The organism is Arthrobacter sp. B1I2, assembly GCF_030816485.1.
Taxonomy (GTDB): domain Bacteria; phylum Actinomycetota; class Actinomycetes; order Actinomycetales; family Micrococcaceae; genus Arthrobacter.
On record NZ_JAUSYC010000001.1, the window covers coordinates 2,052,159 to 2,067,659 of the forward strand.

General features: G+C 57.9%; 12 protein-coding genes. 4 read left to right on the plus strand and 8 right to left on the minus strand.

Going from position 1 to position 15,501, the window contains the following annotated elements; translation table 11 throughout:
* The first annotated feature begins 20 nt into the window (after window positions 1-20).
* Window positions 21-830, plus strand: coding sequence for an enoyl-CoA hydratase/isomerase family protein (locus QFZ57_RS09575; RefSeq protein WP_306899801.1), 810 nt, complete (start codon window positions 21-23; stop codon window positions 828-830).
* Window positions 831-839: 9 nt separating this feature from the next.
* Window positions 840-1,730 carry a UTP--glucose-1-phosphate uridylyltransferase GalU gene (gene galU, locus QFZ57_RS09580; RefSeq protein ID WP_306899803.1) on the plus strand — a complete coding sequence of 297 codons (891 nt, stop codon included), beginning with the start codon at window positions 840-842 and terminating at the stop codon, window positions 1,728-1,730.
* A gap of 10 nt (window positions 1,731-1,740) precedes the next feature.
* Here the strand turns inward: galU and QFZ57_RS09585 are convergent, their stop codons facing one another.
* From QFZ57_RS09585 to QFZ57_RS09620, 8 genes are all read right to left on the minus strand, one after another.
* Window positions 1,741-2,151 (minus strand): VanZ family protein, encoded by a 411-nt coding sequence (locus QFZ57_RS09585; protein WP_306899804.1) that lies wholly within the window; start codon window positions 2,149-2,151, stop codon window positions 1,741-1,743.
* Window positions 2,152-2,444: 293 nt separating this feature from the next.
* A complete protein-coding gene (locus QFZ57_RS09590) occupies window positions 2,445-3,059 on the minus strand; it encodes an LPXTG cell wall anchor domain-containing protein (RefSeq protein WP_306899805.1) in 615 nt (204 codons plus the stop codon).
* A 168-nt stretch (window positions 3,060-3,227) separates the two neighbouring features.
* The gene (locus QFZ57_RS09595) at window positions 3,228-5,105 is read right to left on the minus strand and encodes a DUF4012 domain-containing protein (protein ID WP_306899806.1); all 1,878 of its coding nucleotides are present in this window, start codon (window positions 5,103-5,105) and stop codon (window positions 3,228-3,230) included.
* Between the two features lie 2 nt (window positions 5,106-5,107).
* Window positions 5,108-6,421, minus strand: a complete 1,314-nt coding sequence (locus QFZ57_RS09600) for a UDP-glucose dehydrogenase family protein (protein WP_306899807.1) — start codon at window positions 6,419-6,421, stop codon at window positions 5,108-5,110.
* 61 nt (window positions 6,422-6,482) lie between these two features.
* Complete coding sequence (locus tag QFZ57_RS09605) at window positions 6,483-7,871, minus strand: sugar transferase (protein WP_306899809.1); 1,389 nt, start codon at window positions 7,869-7,871, stop codon at window positions 6,483-6,485.
* Window positions 7,872-8,080: 209 nt separating this feature from the next.
* Window positions 8,081-9,199 (minus strand): glycosyltransferase family 4 protein, encoded by a 1,119-nt coding sequence (locus QFZ57_RS09610; RefSeq protein ID WP_306899811.1) that lies wholly within the window; start codon window positions 9,197-9,199, stop codon window positions 8,081-8,083.
* 501 nt (window positions 9,200-9,700) lie between these two features.
* On the minus strand, window positions 9,701-10,522 hold the full coding sequence (locus tag QFZ57_RS09615; protein ID WP_306899813.1) for an MBL fold metallo-hydrolase: 822 nt from the start codon (window positions 10,520-10,522) through the stop codon (window positions 9,701-9,703).
* Between the two features lie 979 nt (window positions 10,523-11,501).
* Window positions 11,502-12,125: a hypothetical protein gene (locus tag QFZ57_RS09620; protein ID WP_306899815.1), complete on the minus strand. Its 624-nt coding sequence runs from the start codon at window positions 12,123-12,125 to the stop codon at window positions 11,502-11,504.
* A 991-nt stretch (window positions 12,126-13,116) separates the two neighbouring features.
* Between QFZ57_RS09620 and QFZ57_RS09625 the strand changes: the two genes are divergently transcribed.
* Window positions 13,117-13,998, plus strand: a complete 882-nt coding sequence (locus QFZ57_RS09625) for a glycosyltransferase family 2 protein (protein WP_306899818.1) — start codon at window positions 13,117-13,119, stop codon at window positions 13,996-13,998.
* Window positions 13,999-15,129 (plus strand): glycosyltransferase, encoded by a 1,131-nt coding sequence (locus QFZ57_RS21610; protein WP_373461228.1) that lies wholly within the window; start codon window positions 13,999-14,001, stop codon window positions 15,127-15,129.
* The last annotated feature ends 372 nt before the right edge of the window (window positions 15,130-15,501 follow it).

Consider the following 15,501-nt stretch of genomic DNA (forward strand, 5'->3'; position numbering starts at 1 on the left):
TTTTTCACCAAAGGAGCCCCATGATTTCCCTTTCCATCAGCAACGGCATCGCCGAGGTAGTGCTGGACGCGCCGCAGAAGCTGAACTCGCTGGATGAGCAGGCGCTGCGGGATTTAACACAGGCGTACGACGACGCTGCTGCCGCCGCCTCGCGCGGTGAGGTGCGGGCGCTGCTGCTGAGGGGAGAGGGCCGGGCCTTCTGCGCGGGCCGGGACATCGCGGGGGTCACCCCGGAGAGTGACGACGCCGCCGCGTACCTGGGCGGGCTGGTGGAGCCGCTGCTGAAGAAGATGGCGTCCTTCCCGGCGCCGACGTTCGCGGCGGCGCAGGGCGCATGCTTGGGCGTGGGGCTGGGGCTGCTGCTGGCCACGGACGTGGTGTACGTGGCGGAGAACGCCAAGTTCGGCTCGCCGTTCGCCAAGCTGGGGGCCACGCTGGACTCGGGCGGGCACTGGTACTTCACCGAGCGGCTGGGTATGCACCGGACGCTGGACCTGATCTACACGGCGGACCTGATTTCGGGCGCCGAGGCGGTGGCGCAGGGGATGTTCAGCCGTGCCATGCCGGCTGATTCCCTTTTGGAGTCCACACGGGCGATCGTGGAGCGTGTTGCTGCCGGCGCTACGGGCGCGTTCGTTGCCTCGAAGGAGCTGGTGGCGCACATCCGTGACCAGCGGCTGGGCCTGTGGCAGGCCATGCAGGAGGAGAACGAGGAGCAGGCGCGGCTCTGCAAAACCGACGATTATGCGGAGGGTTTCCGGGCTTTCCAGGAGAAGCGTGAGCCGAAGTTCACAGGCGGCAAATTGCCTTTGTCTGCCGCTGATTTGTAAGGTTCAGCTATGACTAAGGGGAAAGCTATTACCAAAGCCGTCATTCCTGCTGCCGGATTGGGGACACGCTTCCTGCCCGCCACTAAGGCAATGCCGAAGGAAATGTTGCCGGTGGTGGACCGCCCGGCGATCCAGTATGTGGTGGAGGAAGCGATTGACGCAGGCCTCACGGACCTGCTGATGATCACGGGCCGCAACAAGCGCGCCCTCGAGGACCACTTCGACCGTGAACCCGGTCTGGAGGCCGCGCTCGAGGCCAAGGGCGACAAGGACAAGCTGGGCATGGTGGAGTACGCCTCCAACCTGGGCCCCATCCACTACGTCCGCCAGGGCGAAGCCAAGGGCCTGGGCCACGCTGTGCTCTGCGCACAGCAGCACGTGGGTGACGAGCCGTTCGCCGTGCTCCTGGGTGATGACCTCATCGACGAGGCCGAGGACCTGCTGAGCACCATGATGGAGGTGCAGCAGAAGACCGGTGGTTCGGTAATCGCCCTGATCGAAGTTGATCCGTCCCAGATCAGCGCCTATGGCTGCGCAGACATCACTGCTGTGGAAGGCGAAGACTACGTCCGCGTGAACAGCCTGGTGGAGAAGCCGGCCGCCGGCGAGGCACCGTCCAACCTGGCTGTCATCGGTCGCTACGTGCTGCACCACTCCGTGTTCGGCGTCCTGGAGAACACGGAGCCTGGCCGGGGTGGGGAAATCCAGTTGACCGACGCCCTGCAGACCCTGGCCGCCGGCGAGGGCGAAGGCACCGGCGTGTACGGCGTGGTGTTCAAGGGCCGCCGCTACGACACCGGCGACAAGCTGAGCTACCTCAAGGCCGTCATCACCCTCGCGTCTGAGCGCGTGGAGTTCGGCGAGGACCTGAAGACCTGGATGAAGGGTTTCGTCGGATAGTCTTGACGCCCTACTGCTTCTTGGAGGCCCGTTGCCGGAAGGCAGCGGGCCTCTTCTGCGTCTGGGCGGCCAGGGCCGCCAGGAGGGCGCCTATGACTGCCCCTGACGTGTTTGTCACGATATCTGACGGGCTTGCAAAGCGCTCGTGAAGAAACAGGAGCTGGCCTAGTTCGATACAGCCGGAAATCAGCAGTCCGAAAGCCCCTATTTGCCACCAGCGTTTGGCGGGAAACGCCAGTGACCCCACAAAACCGACCGGTATGAAAAGGAGCACGTTGGCAGCGGCTTCAACAAATTGGTAGTTAAACCACCACGGGATCCCATGGCGGTGGAGAAATTGCAGAACCACGGAGAGCTGTCCCGAAACAGGTTGGTCTACCGGCGACGGCCAAAAGGCAATGAGCGCCAGGGGAATGAACATCGCGAGCAGAACCGTCCGCCAAAGGCGAGGGCTCCGGAGGATTATCAAAGACGCCTCAGGAGACTCGGAGCAGGGCGAGCGCAGCTGTTCCAAGGGAACATGCAGCGAGTAGCACGAGAAGGACGTAGCGGAGTACCTGCGGCCGGGGGAGGGGGATGGAAAAGTCGTACTCGCGTGGTGCTCTGCGCCAATGTCTCCCCATAGCCCTAATAGTTACCACACAAAGCAAAAGGTGGGTGCATCTCCGTCTCCGGAGATGCACCCACCTTCGTTGGTGCTAGGAAGCGTTGCTGTTAGGCAGCAGCCTCATCCTTCGCGCGGCGGCGAACCACCACTACCGAGGTTGCGCCGGCAGCCAGTGCGCCTGCGCCAACCAACGTCCAGAGAACCAGACCGGAGTCAGCACCGGTGTTGGCCAGGCCGCCCGTGTTGGCAAGCGGTGCGCCACCGGTCGTACCGGCAACGGAGCCGCCGGTGTTGGCCAAGGACGCCGCAACCGTAACCGTGACGGGACCAACGGTAACGCCTGAAGTCTCACCGGTGGCCGTGATGGAGTAGGTTCCGGCTTCGTTGATAGCGATCGGCAGCGCGACGGCACCCTGAGCGTCAGCAACTGCAGAAAGGGTCTGAGCTTCGGCGACAACGGCGATGCGGCCTGCCACTGCACGGCTACCGGCAATGTTGGCTCCGTTGGAGGCGGGTGCCTGGCCGGGCGTGACGCGGATGATCAGCCGTTCTCCGGCAAGGAAGCCCTGGCCGCGGAAGACGAAGGTTTCACCCGGACCAACGGTGCCGTCGGAAACGGCGGCCTGCGGCGGAAGTGCAGGGTAGGTTGCGGCCATGGCGGGCGCGGAACCGATGAGTGCGATGGAGCCGGCAAGTGCGAGTGCGGCGAGTGTTTTCTTCATTTTTGTCCCCCCGGAGACGTTTAAGTTTTGATTACCCGATTGGGAAGAAGTCCCTCCGCACGAGACCATGTGCAGAACTACGGATAGATACCCCAGACAAAATGTACCATCCGGACTAGGGTGTAACCAACCTCAATCCAATCGGTTTACATAGTGTTAACGCGACCGTCACCGGCCGTGATCGCAGGTTGTATTTGCCGTTGGCAGGATTACGTCCTTAACAGGCTGGACTGTGGGCGTGACAACCACGTTAGGTTCCGTGTGCTGAACAATTTTTCCGAAGGTGAACTCCACCGTTTTGCTTTCGCCAGGAGCGAGTTGCTGGGCAACAACCCCTACGGGCCTGTTCGCATGCAGGTACGGCGCAAAAGGAGTCTTCTGGCCATCGACGGTTGTTGATTCCACGTTTGCCTGCACAGGACCGTAGGCAACGATGTTTGTTTGCACTGTACCCGGCGCCACACCGAAAATGCCTGCACCCGTGACATACGCGGGCAGTGAAGTGGCCGCGTCCGCCGGCGCAGTGTTGGTGCTGGTGACGCGCACGGTCGTTTGCCCGTAGTCGTCCGCCGGGCACTGCTTGACGAGCTGGACGGTGTGCTTGACGTAGTAGTCCATCTTGGCACCGGTGCCGTCGTTGAAATAGACACCAAATTGGGCGGGCAACACGCTGGGTCCAGAAATAGCGCCACTTAGGGCGTACTTTGAGATTACTGCCTGCTCGGACGCGTTGGCGGACCACACGAGGACGCGTCCTTCTTCCGCACCTCGGGTAATCCCGCTGATGAGGCCTTTGGCTTCGCCCTTGCCGCTGGAAAGGGCAGAGAAGACCTCCTTGGCCACACCAGCAAAATATGCGTCCTGAAGCTTCGGTTGCGCAATTCTTGCATACACGTCTGAGAGCAGTGTCGGTACAACATTATTGCCCGTCAGTTCCGTTGGCAGGCCTGATTCCTTGACCGCCGCCAGTTCAGGGCCGTTGACTGAAACCGGCCCTGTGGACTGAAGGATATAGCTGAGGACAAGCGGGTCAACTGAAATGACCCCGTCCACGCGTTGTCCAGTTTTCCTTTCCCACATCGCCTGGGCGGTACTCGCAGCAGTGGGGAAGTCAGGCGTGAGATTCACGTCCTGCATATATTTCCCCAGCCGGGTCGAGTAGATCTGCTGCTGCTGCGGATCCACGGACAACACGGGTGACATGATGCCGACGTCTCCCGCGCTTCCCTGGGCGCTGAGCGTGAGCTTTCCGTGGTCGAGGGTGAGAACGGCCAGCGCCCCAGGTATTCCACCTGAGGCCCTTGCTTCTGCATTGTTTTGAACTATGAGAAGGAAATTCTTTGGTCCATCAGCGCCCAGCATTGCTGGGGCTATGGTCGCTGCATCGGAGGCAGAATCCAGCGCCCCGCTTGCAAGCTTCAATTCTGCCGTGGCGTCCTCCAGTGGTTTGGAAACCTGGGGGAGGAGCTGGCCAGTATCGATTTCTTCCAGTCTCTGCGACGACGCACGAACGGCGTAAGCCGAGGAGGCCACGCTCGGCGCTGCTGACCGAAGCGGCTCAAGGTTCGCTCCCGCCCCGCTGGGTATAAGGGCATCCCAGTTGAGGGACTCGTAGACACGAACCAGCGGCGTCAGGCCTAGCGTAGCAACATCGTCTGCCGACCTTGCCACCTCGGAAATAGCGCTTAGGTTGGTGCCGATCCAGGGAAGGCCGGATGCAAGAGTCCATAGAGGATCCTGGGCTTCCGCTCTTGCCTTGGAGGTGTGCTCCCGCACCGTCGCGACTGTGTCGGAAGCAGAATCCGCATCTGAAGAAACGATTTCTTGCTTAAGCTGCGGCACAAGCTGCGACGCGTCTTCCAAGTTTGTCTTGATGGAGGTCGCTTTGAGACTCAACCACGCTACGCAACCACACAAAACTAAGCCGAGGACCGCGACAGCCAGGCAGATTTTCAGCAGGAGGCGGCGTTTAGGCCGACTCTCTCGTGGATGGGTGCCGCGCCGGTGCATCGACGGGAGTGTTCCGTGAATTCTTTCGTCGTTCATGATCAGGGTCGTCCGAGGCCGCGAAAGGTCCAGCCGGCAGCGCGCCATTTGTTGGAGTTCAAGGCGTTACGGCCGTCCAGAATTCGAGTCGCCGAAACAAGTGTTGCAGCCTCGTACGGGTCGAGGTCCCGGTATTCCGTCCATTCAGTCAGCAACAGAACGGCATCGGCGCGGCGCAACGCAACCTCTGTAGATTTTTCGTAGTGGAGTTCGGGGAATCGACGGGCCGCGTTTTTGAGTGCTTCTGGATCACTCACCGTCACCACGGCTCCCTGGAGTTGCAGTTGGGCGGCAATACTAAGGGCTGGCGAGTCGCGCACATCGTCACTTTCGGGTTTGAACGCAGCTCCCAAAACGGTGATCCGCTGTCCCAGAAGCGAACCACCGCAAAGTTCGCGAGTTAGCTCAACGACGCGAGTGCGGCGTCGCATGTTGATCGCGTCCACCTCACGTAGAAAAGTCAAGGCTTGGTCCGCGCCTAGTTCACCGGCGCGAGCCATAAAAGCTCGTATGTCTTTGGGAAGGCATCCGCCCCCGAAACCGATCCCAGCATTGAGGAATTTGCGGCCGATCCTGTCATCCATCCCGATGGCATCGGCCAAGAGAGTGACGTCGGCTCCTGCGGCCTCGCAGAGTTCGGCCATGGCATTGATAAACGAGATCTTGGTGGCCAAGAAAGAATTCGCCGCAGTCTTTACCAGCTCGGCCGTGGGTAAATCCGTAACCAACCTGGGTGAACCCGCTTCCAAGGCTACGGCATACACCTTGTCTAAGACTTGAACGGCATGATGGTCTTCTGATCCGTTCTCGACTCCGTATACGAATCGATCGGGTTGGAGTGTGTCTGCTACCGCGTGTCCTTCACGAAGAAACTCCGGGTTCCACAAAAGATGGGCCTCGGGCTGGACCTCCCTAACGATCTTGGCAAGACGCGCTGCGGTTCCTACTGGCACCGTAGATTTTCCAACTACAACGTCGCCATCGTTCAGATAAGGAATGAGCTCGCCTGCTGCCGCGTCGACATATGTCAAGTCAGCACCATTCTCTCCATCTTTTTGGGGAGTGCCCACACAGATAAAGTGCACGCTGCTTCCCTTCACGGCAGCGATATCCGTCGTGAAGGACAACCGCCCAGTGGCTTGCACCTCGCGGAGTAGCTCTTCAAGGCCGGGCTCAAAGAAAGGGGCACGCGCGGAAGATAGCTCCGAGATTTTCCTTTCATCGACGTCGACGCCAGTTACCTCATGTCCTAGTTTTGCCATGCAGGCTGCGTGGACGGCTCCAAGATAGCCACAACCGATTACTGAAATGCGCATATACTGCCTTCCCCAATTGCCAAGGTGGCGGACCTTTTGCTAGAGGTGTGACCGCTACTGGTCAGACTGCTCCAGTGCTTTTGAATACTGCCTTGAACGTCTTAAAAAGGATGATGAGGTCTCCCATAAGTGACCAGTTCTCTACGTAGTACAGATCTAGTCGGATGCTCTCTTCCCAAGTCAGATTGGAACGCCCGCTGACTTGCCAAAGGCCGCTCATTCCTGGGCTGACATATAACCGTCTGTGGGCTGCATCGTCGTATAGTGCAACCTCTCCCTCGCGTTGGGGCCTCGGTCCGACAAGGCTCATGCTGCCTCCTAACACATTGAGTAGTTGAGGAAGCTCGTCTAAAGAGTATTTCCGAAGTATGCGGCCAATGGGCGTGATGCGTGGATCGTTCTCAACCTTGAAGAGGGGAGTGTCACTCGATCCTTGGGCGCGCAATAGGGACTGAAGCTCTGCGTCCGCGTTTACTTTCATCGAGCGAAACTTCAGCATGGAAAATCTTGTGCCGCGGATCCCGATGCGGTCCTGCCGGTAAAAGACAGGTCCAGGATTTGTTAGACGAACCAGAAGAGCAAGCACCAGAAACAACGGTGACAGGCAGATCACGAGCAAACCTGCAACCAGGATGTCGAACGTGCGCTTCGCAGCCTTCTTGCTTCCAGTTAGCTTCGGGGTAGAAACGTGTATAAGCGGCAATCCGGCGACAGGCTGGGTATGTATGCGGGGACCCGCTATGTCTGTTAGCGCGGGAGCGAGGATCATGCCTATGTCTCTGGCTGCCAGTTCCCAGCCAAGCCGTCTGAGGTCTTGCGGGTGCAAATTCACTCCCGCCGAAATGGCAACCGTATCGACGTCCGATACCAAAATTGTGTCCAGGATTGAATCGAAGTCCGTGCTCACGCCAGCGACAGGGACGCCGAGCCCTGCGAGAGTGGTTAGCGATGGTGTGGCGCCAGGGAGGTGGGCGGCAACGGGGGTGTAGCCAGCACTTGGAGCGCTCCGCAGTGATGCAGCCAGATGAGCTGCCGAGTAAGGTCCCCCGATTATCAAAACTTTGGAACTACTCTTGCCATATCTTCGCTCAATGCTGAGGTGCTGTCGGACAAGCCATCGTCCGGCCATCAATCCGAAGAGGCCCGACGGAAAGGCCAATCCAACGAAGCCACGTGCGGTATCTATACGCAGCGCGTAAGAAACTATGGCGACAAGACCGAATAGCCACAATGAGCTGGACAGCACTCCCCGGTACTCCTCGGAACCGGACCCGAGTACTCGGGGTTCACGCGAACCCCAAAGGCCGAGCATGAGCCACCAGGCTATGACGAGCACCACCGAGAGCGCGGCGTAGTCTATTTCGCTGGTGCCAGCAACGCCGCCATCCGAAAGACCAAAGCGCACTCCGTAGGCCCCGGCGACGGCCCATAATATGATTCCTGCATCCAAGAAACCCAGTCGCTTCGCATATTTGCGGCGCCACGAGCCCTTGATCGGTTTGCGCCCCAACTTCCCCCACCTTTGTTATCGTGCTTTGAGGATCATACTGTCTGTTGGCCGTATAGTCGGACTCGGCCTCCCTCAGCTGTAACGCTGGCGCGACAAAACGTCATCGCTGCCTGGAAAATCCCACCCTCCGAGACGGCAAGTACGGAACCTCATCCTCCGGCCATGTCCTCAACACAATCGATAACAAGGCGGGCACTTGAAAGTAGTTTGAAGCGAAGTTTGCTGTCACGCGCTTCTTTCCTAAGTTTTTCAAACAGCTGGGGCTGGGTCGCTACTTCATAGAGTGCAAGGCCCATTTCTTCAGGGGAAGACGAAGTAGAAATTCCGCCACCGTACTCGAGAATTTCTAAAGTGCCACCCAACCCATATGCAATGACTGGGCGGCTAAGGAGTATCGCCTCAGCCGTCGTTTTTCCGAATCCCTCGTTGCGCGAACAAACGAGAGCTAGATCAGCGGATAAATAAACGCTAATCATGTCTGACGCGGGACCCTTGAATTTTATCCAATTACTCAGTTGGAGTTCCCGGATAAGCAACTCTACCTCGTATATATCGGCGGCTTTTCCCTGCCCGTATATATCTAAGGAGATCTCGGCACCCTGATCTCTGGCCACTTTGATCGCTCGTATTGCGTCAAGTTGACCCTTCTCGGGGCTGATAGTGCCGCATATGACCGCGCGCTGGGGCATTATCGGAGTGGTGCTTGCGGGGCTCTGAAAATCTAGGAACCGTTCACTGACTTGGGGGTATATAACTCGACTCGGATAATCGTATTGCGCAGCGACATACTTAGATATGCAAATTACGAACGAAGACCAAGAAAAAATAAGGCGTTTGATCAGGGCTTTCGGGAGCGCCGACCTTAGCATCGGGTTGCTAATCAAACTCTCCCGGACCATCTGAAGAGCCGGGATCCCTGCAATGCGAGCGGCAACCAACGGCACAGGCGAAACGCTGCTATTTACTACCACAGCGTCATAGTTGCCGGCTCGGATGTGAGCCACGTATCCCGGAATGTCAAGTGTGGCCTGTAGAGCGCGAACGGTTCCAACTAGGCGTGAAAATCGTCTTCCCATCCAGAGCCGATTTCTTAGGATGACAACTTCGAAGGAACCCGGCAGCTCTTCGACTTGCCCTCTAAGCGGCCCACGCTCGGGAAGTACTACTACGCCAGTGTGACCCCGGCGAGCGGCTTCCTGCACGAGGTGCAACAAGCTCTGCTCTGCCCCGGCGAGTCCGGAGCTGTGCGACGCAAAGAGTATCTTCATCTGGAAGTTTCCTCCCTAATTGAATGGCTCTTCCGCGTTCCCGGGAATGGTCCGCTGAGATGAACGTTTAGGCTACCGGCCGGGTTGTACTTCTCAAAAGGATACGCGACGTGTGGTTGCCCGGTTCCGATGGCCCCTCGCACCGCACGTTTGATTGCCGTATCGTTTTGCCTCTACCCCGGCCGTAGCGGGCCAGGTAGACAACGAGGACCTCGATCTTGGCCCACCACCGGGCCCACCGCCTGATGGACCCTGTTTGTTTCCAGCACCGCGGCGCGTGTCACAAGGTCTTCAAGTGCCGTTCTTGGCGGCACTCGATCAAACGCACCGCCAGCGGAAAGCGCAACGCCGCCAACTACACATCGGTTATCGACTTGAGAACTGCTTTCTGGACGGTGGCACGACGCTCATTCAGGGGATCCATTGCCTCATGAACGTGAAGAGCCAACCCTTAACGTTAGGGACGTGAAAATGGCGGAAAACGTCGAGGCCAATCTACGACTAACTGTATAGAGTCCCCCGCGTCTCCTGTAGCCGCCTGATGAACCAGCGGGACTGTTCAGGTCCGTAGGGCAGGACCGGGATGGCTTTGGTGGCGTCGCTGGGGGTGTCGCGGATGGACTGACGGGCCTGGCGGACGGCGGTGGTCATGGTGTTTGCCATGGTCTTCACGAACTGGTCACTGCACGGCTCTCCGTGCCCCGGGATCAGGAATTCGTAGCGGTGGCGCAGCGCGGAGATGTGCCGGAGCGCGTCCGCCCATTCCTCCGGGAAGGAGTCCTCGAAGGAGGGGTGGGCGCCCTGCTCCACCAGGTCGCCCACGTAGAGCGTGGTGGGCGTTCCCACCAGGAGGTCACCGTCGGTGTGGGCGCGACCCAGGTAGAAGAGGGTTGCTGTCAGGCCGCCGAGGTCCACCAAGACGGGCTGGTCCTTGACGATGGCGTTGGGAACCACGAGCTCGACGTTCTCCCCCTCACCGGCGGACATCTCGGGTTCGAGGGTCCCGACGTGACGGCGCTGCACGTCGCCTCGCTGGTCGATCTCGGTGGCACAGTTTTGGTGTGCCCAGAATTCCGTGACGCCGGCTTCGGCGAAGACGGCGTTGCCGAAGAAGTGGTCGTAGTGGGCATGGGTATTCACCACCACGAGGGGCAGGTCAGTTTTCTCCCTCACCGCATCAAGGACTTCGCGTCCCTGCCGAGGGCCGCAGCCGGTGTCGATGAGCATGGCGCGCTCGGAGCCGACGATAAGGCCCGTGTTTAGCAGGGCTCCTTCAGCGACCAGTACATAGTTGTCTGTGCCGACTTCGAGCCATTCCGACATTCTTTCTCAGTACCTCCGGTAAAGAAGTGTGCATTCGTCTTGGTCCCAGATTCTACCTATGGAGCTTGATCTCTGGGCGCCCGCCGCACGGGGGGGCGTCCAGGACTGCCCGGTGACGATGCAACACCAGCCTTCTGGTCAGGCGTGAACGCAGCGGAATCTCGTCAGCGACCCGCACGAAGGACCGCCTCGGACACTCCGGTTCCGAGGATTCCAGCTGCCGCTTCCGGACATGGACTTCCGCCGGAGCGCAACTGCACCGGACGTCCGGAGGTGGACGGGCGGCCCCAAGCCGGGATGACAGCAAGCCGCGGTCCGGGCAATCGACGCAGCATCGCACGTCTGCGTAATCTGCAACAAGGCTCGTACTCGGCAGCAATAGATGTCTCGACAACACTTTGTTCGCAAGGCTACGAGCCCGTTCGTTTGAAGGACGCCACGCTAAAGTCGATGAGCCGCTAACCGGCGGCTACCCCTGCGCGCCGGCGACAGACTGTCGGGGCGCCCCGGAACAGGCTCAGCACCTTATTCGCGGCCGACGATGCGACTCGGAAGCTGCACGCTGCGTGGCTGGTCAAAGCGGCCGTGAGGTCGGAAACGAACAGGCCCTACCGCACCCGTCTGCAGATGGCAAAAATAGATCGCGGTGCTGATCATTACCGGCGCCGGACAGGCAAGGGGGAGGCCAACAAAACCGGAAAAAAATCAGCGAACTGCTCGCGGGTGCCGTATCGCCGCCAACTTCAAGTCGTTTATTCTTGAGAGGTGCCGTCCGGACGGCGGCATGACGCCCATTCCAGGATCCAATTCGCCACGAACCTTAAAGAGGCCCCAAAGGTGCCTCCTCTCCGGGCTGTCTCTCGTGCACACGGGCAGATTCGCTTGTCGATGTCGATGGCATCCACATCGGCGCCGTAAGGGTGACTAATACCCCAGGCCATCCGCGTCCGCCCGACACTCAAACAACGGAACACCGCAATCAAGCGCGCGCATTCAGCTCGGTTGCTGACGCCAGATCCGCTTCCAAACTATTCGTTTTGATGGCAGACGCCACGAATGTGTATTGGATTGTCAGTACAACCACTTCGGCTACTATCTCCGCTATTAGTCCACCCATCGCCCCGTAAGTCGCCGAACCGAGGAGGATCAAGGGGATTCCAACAAGTGCTCCAGACAGAGCGCTGATCGTAATCACTTTCACTCTTTGCAGCGCAACAAGTGCTAAGTTGCCCGTAGCTTTGGAAATCGAAACAACAAAAATAAGAGCCCCTGACAGAGCCGCGAGTTGGATTGGTATGTTGGCCGCGCCAGCGAAGACGTATTTAGAGATAAAGGGAGCAGAGAGGGTGAATGCGGTCGCCGCAACTACACCGAGCAAGGCATTCCAGGCAATTGCACGCCGTATTCTCGAGTTTCTCTCATTCGGCTCAACAGCACGTCCTAGCCAGTTCTGCATCACATTAGGTACCGCATCGAGCAATTGAAGACAAATTCTCTGCAGCCTCTCGGCAGCAGCGAAGATTGCAACGGAACCGGGGGCGACCCAAGTCACAAGAGCGACAGGCAGTGCAATGTAAAGACCGCTTAAGGCACGCCCAGCCATCCCCAAACTTTGAAATCTGAGCACCAAGAAGATTCGACTCCACGTAAGACCCCGCAAATCCCGAAGTCTAACCCCCTCGGCAAGAAGAGTCGAAAAAGGAGAAATACAGCTCGGGACGATAATACCAAGCGTAGGATAAACCCAGAGTGGCGCTCCGAGTAAAACTAGGAGCGATGCCGTTACAACGCCCACCAGGCGCGGCATGGCATCTGTTAAGAATATCCGGGTAACAGACAGGATGCCGATGTAATACCAGACCGAGCTAAGTCCCACTGCAGTGGTCCCGATCGCGACTAGCGCTGAGGTAAATGCGTGTTGCGGTGATAATCCCGCGCTAACAAGGGCGGAGACCGTGGCCATAGGAAGAAATAGTAATAGCTTGGATGAAATTGATAAGGCCAGAAGCCTACGGCGCGCTCCGCCACGCATTCGCGCAGCCCGTTGAGGGCCTGTCAAGCTCCAAGCAAGCTCGACAATAATTGCAGAAGCCCCGCCCACCGATTGGCCAACAGCGATTGCCACCCATGCGGTAGCTCCAAACTGGGAAGTGACGGCAGGCAGCGCGAGCAAAGGACTCGCCATGCTGGCCATTGGCAAAACAACAAAACCCGCCAAGCGGGCTAGGCCAGGAAACCTCATCCATAACTCCCTATCTACGACGCCGCACAACCAGTTCCTGTGATCATTCTTCAGCAGTTCAAAGGAGCGAGGCAGTAATGGACTCGGACAGGCCGATTGCCCCAGGCGATCAAACGCCACCTCCTGGCCCGACTGCCGTGGTCACCCAGCAACGGCCTCAGTGGTCCCGCAACCTACTTCTGTGCAGGATTGATCAACTGCTATAAGTGTAGCGGGGTAGCGTCACACCAGGGGTCAAGTGACGATGTAGGATCGCACTGACGCAAGGCGTCCAACCCGTGATTTGATGCAATATCGCTGTCGACTTGTACCTGATCCCAACCGCCAGAAATACTTCGCCGATAGGAATGAATTGGACAGTCAAGTCTCGACATGCATCATAATCCTTAATTGGAACAGCGCAGGAGATGTCATCCAGTGCTTAGGGCATATTGATTCCCGCGAATGGGATATTTTGATCGTAGATAACGCATCCTCCGATAGTGAGGAGGCAGAATCTATCAAGCTCACTTTCCCGGCTGTTCACCTACTCAAAAATAGTACTAACCTTGGTTATGCGGGAGGAATGAATTCTGGCATGCGTTGGGCCAAGGAGAATGGCTATTCTTCGGCGCTTTTATTGAATCCCGATACAAAGCCCACGCTCGAACTGATTAGATCTATGATTAATGCTTCCAAGGAAGCTTCGGTGGTCGGAACCGCACAGGTTTCTCCCGATGGGGCCGGAGTTATGGTTCCCTATGTATCAGCGGCAACTCTCAGGGGCGATAAACCCATTTCCTATGAATGGTCTACTGAAACCAACGAATTAGTAGAAGTTGATATCGTAACCGGCGCCGCTATCCTTGTAGACTTGTCGGAGGCAGCACGCATAAATTATATGGACGAGCAATTTTTTCATTATAAAGAAGAATACGATTTTGCTTTCCGTATGCGCAAGGCCGGCAACCGCATCGTTTTCGTTTCGGAATATCCGCTAGTGCACGAACGGGGCGGCTCGCTTCCATTACATTCCGCCCAAGCCGTCTACTACAACTATCGGAACGAGCTCTTATTCCTACGGAAGCATTTTGGTATCTTCGGGTTTGCTCGAGGACCGGGGATATTTCGGGATGCAGTCCGCCACGGGTTCAACTCTCCAAGACTGGCCGTCCCCATAGTCCTGGGACTGTTCCATGGCCTAAGGGGCGTGACGGGACCTGTGACATTGCGTTCCGGAAACAGGACTTCATAGGTGCGCCTTCTGTTTGCGTCGCACAGCGCAGAATTGGCGGGCGCGGAACTTTGCTTGGTTACTTTGGTGCAAACTGCGACCGCAAGGGGACATACGGGCGTTGTTTCAGTTCCGAGGAACGGACCCTTGGTGGGCCTTCTGGGACAGTACAAGAGCAGTTTCAGGGTGGTGATTACTCCCGTTCGTCCATGGATGGGACGAAGATTTCTCGGACCTGTTGCGTTCATTAGGCTTGTTCAAGCCCTTGCTGGCCTTTTCACTTTTCGGCGCTTGTTGAAAAATGAGCATTTCGATTTGGTTGTGGTCAATACTGCGGTAATTCCCGCGCCGTTATTGGCTGCCAAAGCGGCGGGAATCCGGAGCTTACTAATCGTCCGTGAGAGCCTTATGACAAATCCCACCTTGCGATGTGCTTTACCTCGCCGTTTGGTCCGGTGGCTTTTATTTCGATGGGCCACAAAAGTCATTACGAACTCGGATTATATTTCACGACAGTTTTCGCATTTGAGTCGCATGATCTACCCGGAGCTTTCGAACGAACACTTCGTGCGTTCGCCTTGTCGGCCTCATCCCCTGGTAGCGAGTCCACTGCGAGCGGTCATGCTCGGCACGTTAAGTTTTGAGAAAGGCCAAACTGACGCCGTTCGCGCTCTAGCGAAGGTTCGGGATATGGGCGTAACAATTCATCTTGACATTTATGGTCATGGTTCCAAGCGAGAGGTGGAGAGACTACACAGAGCTATCTTGCGCTTAGGTCTCCACGAGCTGGTGACTATCCATCCTCCGACGTCAAATCCGAAACGTGCCTTTGAACGGGCCGACGTATCGATTGTTTGCTCTCGAAATGAAGCGTTCGGTATGGTGACTGCAGAATCAGTCCTTTCTGGGACTCCAGTCGTCGGCTACGACCGCGGCGGCACCTCAGAGATACTGGGTTACGGAGGGGGCGTTCTCGTTGCCCCCGAACCAGCAAGCCTTGCAAAGGCGCTAGTCGACCTGGACAAGGACCGTAACTCGCTCGCGAGACTGGCGGCGGATTGCGAAGGAAGTGCCATACGACGGCTGCTCGTTGGCTCACCTGATCGGGTGCTGGACTTTGTAGAATCCGTACCTGGGATCAGATCGAGTTAGGGGACCGGCGGCGGGGGCTGCTGGGTCTCAAGAATTGAAGGTTTGCGGTTTGCCGCGGCTTCCAGTTCTTATCCAGGGGACTGCTGAAGCTTGGTCGACCGCTGGGGTCGATAAACTCTTACTCGGCTGAGACCACGTTTTTTATTGTCTCAACCTCGATGGGCGTCAGCCGTCCGAGGGCGCGTTGGCGGCGTTTTGGTGGTAGCTGCGCTCGATTCAGGTTTGTTATGGCGAGCCTGAGTTCGGTGCGGGTTTCCGATCGTTTGCGGTTCAGGACGTTCTTTTGCAGCAAGGAGAAGAGCAGATTTCATCGCTGCGTTGTCACCGTACGCCGCTGCCCGGCCCATCGATCCGCTCAGGCCGTAGTGTTCA